The organism is Dietzia sp. DQ11-44, assembly GCF_014145205.1.
GTDB classification, from domain to species: Bacteria; Actinomycetota; Actinomycetes; order Mycobacteriales; family Mycobacteriaceae; genus Dietzia; species Dietzia natronolimnaea.
The window spans coordinates 1-3,067 of sequence record NZ_JAALEC010000157.1 but is presented as its reverse complement, the minus strand read 5'-3'; the positions used below and the strand labels follow the sequence as shown (position 1 = coordinate 3,067).

General features: G+C 70.7%; 2 protein-coding genes and 1 pseudogene. 1 reads left to right on the top strand and 2 read right to left on the bottom strand.

Features of this window, described 5'->3' with window-relative positions:
* Window positions 1-49 precede the first annotated feature (49 nt).
* On the bottom strand, window positions 50-628 hold the full coding sequence (locus G6018_RS04915; RefSeq protein WP_182691552.1) for a maleylpyruvate isomerase N-terminal domain-containing protein: 579 nt from the start codon (window positions 626-628) through the stop codon (window positions 50-52).
* Between the two features lie 151 nt (window positions 629-779).
* Between G6018_RS04915 and htpG the strand changes: the two genes are divergently transcribed.
* Window positions 780-2,783: a molecular chaperone HtpG gene (gene htpG / locus G6018_RS04910; RefSeq protein WP_179523721.1), complete on the top strand. Its 2,004-nt coding sequence runs from the start codon at window positions 780-782 to the stop codon at window positions 2,781-2,783.
* Window positions 2,784-2,857: 74 nt separating this feature from the next.
* Here htpG and G6018_RS04905 read toward each other — a convergent pair.
* Window positions 2,858-3,067: pseudogene (locus tag G6018_RS04905) on the bottom strand (hypothetical protein); the annotation flags it as partial.

Below are 3,067 nucleotides of genomic sequence, written 5' to 3'. Positions count from 1 at the left end.
TCCGCCGGTCCGCCGGTCCGCCGCTCGGCGGGTCGGCGGACGTCCGGCGTCACCAGGAGGGGTCGCGGCCCGCCCACGCGAGCAGCCCGGCACGCGCGTCCCCGTCGGGACCCACGGGTCGAGCCGGGGCCAGCACCCCGAACGTGCGCATGAGGTCGACCACGTCCCGCCCGTTCTCGAGCACCCAGCCGGCGAGCGTCTCGGCCTCGTCGGAGTCCCATGATTGTCCGCGCAGGTCATGGGCGTGCACGAGGAGTTCGAAGACCCGCAGCGCCAGCAGGTCCCGGACGGGGATCTCCGCGAGCCGGTGGGCGACCAGCTCATCGGCGTCGGGGGCCGAGGCCAGCCGGTCACGAAGCCCGGCGGAGGTACGGGACAGCGCACCCACGGGGTCGTCGCCGGCATGGTCCGCTGTCCGGGTCCAACCGATCTCGGACTCCGGCAGGCGCGGGAAATAGGCCGCGTACCGCAGACCGCCTCCGAGGACGTGGTTGGCGCAGTCCCGGCGACTCCATCCGGGGCACGACCCGCAGTCGCCGTCGAGCCCGTCGGCGAGCGCCCGCCCGAACAGCTCGGTGGCGGCGTCGAGGACGGCCAGGTGGTCGTGGGGCAGCGGGTTCTCGGTCACGGGGGCTCCTCCGGAATGTCCGGACCCCACAGTAGGTTGATCGTGTCGTCGTGAACAGCACGTCGTGATCAGTCCGGTGGGGGTGCCCTCACGGGGCGCGCCCGCCCATCCCACAGACCCGCCCATCACAGAGAGAGGAACCCTCGCCACCATGAGCCCGCAGACCTCCGGCGCAGCCGAGACCCGGGAGTTCCAGGCAGAGACCCGGCAGCTGCTGGATCTGATGATCCACTCGATCTACTCCAACCCGGACACCTTCCTCCGAGAGGTCATCTCCAACTCCTCCGACGCCCTGGACAAGCTGCGACTGGCCGCTCTCCAGGATTCCTCGCTGGGGGTCGACACCTCGGACCTGCACATCGAGTTGATCCCCGACGAGCAGGCACGGACGCTGACGATCCGCGACAACGGCATCGGGATGTCCCGCGACGAGGTGGTCGACCTCATCGGCACGCTCGCCAAGTCGGGCACCGGTCAGATGCGCGAGGCCCTCGCCGCGGCCCGCGCGGCTCAGGAGTCGGGCGAGGCCAGTGAGCAGGTCACCGCGGACCTCATCGGCCAGTTCGGCATCGGCTTCTACTCCACGTTCATGGTCGCCGACGCGGTCACGTTGGTCACGCGCAAGGCCGGCGAGGCCACGGGTACGCGCTGGACCTCGGGCGGCGAGGGCACCTACACGATCGAGGAGGCACCGGACGCCCCGCAGGGCACCTCGGTGATCCTGCAGCTCAAGCCGGCCGGTGGGGACGCGGCGCTGCCCGACTACGCCGCGGAGTCCACGCTGCGCCGGGTCGTGCGCACCTACTCGGACTTCATCGCCTGGCCGATCCGGATGGAGGTCGAGAGGCCGGCACCGGAGCCGACGGGGGACGACGACGAGGGGAACGACCCCGCCGCGGAGAACACCCTCACCGAGACCGTGACCCTCAACTCCCAGAAGGCGCTGTGGACGCGGCCCCGCTCCGAGGTGACCGACGAGGAGTACTCGGAGTTCTACCGTCACGTCTCCCACGCCTGGGACGAGCCGCTGGAGACCATCACCCTCAAGGCCGAGGGGACGTTCGAGTACCAGGCGCTGCTCTTCCTGCCCACGCAGGTGCCGTTCGACCTCTTCTCCCCGGATACCAAGCGCGGCGTCCAGCTCTACGTCCGCAGAGTCTTCATCATGGACGACTGCGAGGAGCTGGTGCCGCCGTTCCTGCGCTTCGTCAAGGGCATCGTCGACGCCCAGGACCTCTCGCTCAACGTCTCGCGCGAGATCCTGCAGCAGGACCGCCAGATCCGAGCGATCCGCAAGCGCCTGGTCAAGCGGGTCCTGCAGACGATCGAGCAGATCAGGACCGACCGTCCGGAGGAGTTCCGCTCGTTCTGGAAGAACTTCGGAGCGGTTCTCAAGGAGGGCCTGATCTCCGACGTCGACGCCCGGGAGCAGCTCCTCGCCGTGAGCACCTTCGCGTCCACTCGTGCAGCCTCCGACGAGGCCACCGGGGGCGACGACGACGAGGTGGGCACCACCATCGCCGAGTACGTCTCCCGCATGGCCGAGGGGCAGGAGGAGATCTACTACCTCACCGGCACGTCCCGCGCGGCGGTGGAGAACTCCCCGCACCTGGAGGCCTTCCGGGCGCGGGGCGTCGAGGTGTTGGTGCTCACCGACCCGGTCGACGAGGTGTGGGTGGACGCGGTCGGCGAGGTCGACGGCAGACGCCTGCGCTCGGTGGCCAAGGGCGACGTGGACCTGTCCGGTATCGGCTCCCCGGTCGAGGAGGAGAAGGGCCAGGCGGATTCCGCGGAGTTCACCGGCCTGCTCGAGTGGCTGGGCGAGGAGCTGTCCGACGAGGTCAAGCAGGTGCGGTTGTCGCAGCGGCTCACCGAGTCCGCGGCCTGCATGGTGGGCGACGAGTTCGACATGACCCCGCAGCTCGAGGCGATGTACCGGGCCTCGGGCATGGAGCTGCCCGCGAGCAAGAGGATCCTGGAGCTCAACCCCTCGCATCCCTTGGTCGAGCGGTTGCGCTCTCAGTACTCCGAGGATCCGTCGGCCCCGGGCCTCGCCGACACGGCGCGGTTGCTCTCGGGCGCGGCCGTCCTGGCCGAGGGGGGCACGCTCGCCGACCCCGCCGCCTTCGCCAAGCTGCTGGTCGACCGGATCTGACGCCGGACGTCCCCTCGCCGCCCCGCGGGCACCCGTTCCCGGCCCGCGGGGCGGTGGCGCTCGGTGCGCAGTCCTCAGTTCGCGGTCGAGCGGGCAGGTGGGGCGGCGATCCCGCTTCCGCCCCAGTAGCCGCAGGGTACCCCGATCAGCACGCCCAGTGCGGTCTCGACCGGGGTGTGGTGGCTGATCCGGACCCGTGCCCACGCCACGGGTGGCACCAGAACGAGCAGCCGCCAGTATCCGGGCGAGATCTGACGGGCCAGCACCGAGACGACACCGGCGAA

Excerpts from the sequence above, each read along its gene's own strand:
- htpG (WP_179523721.1), top strand. The coding sequence starts at position 780 with ATGAGCCCGCAGACCTCCGGCGCAGCCGAGACCCGGGAGTTCCAGGCA.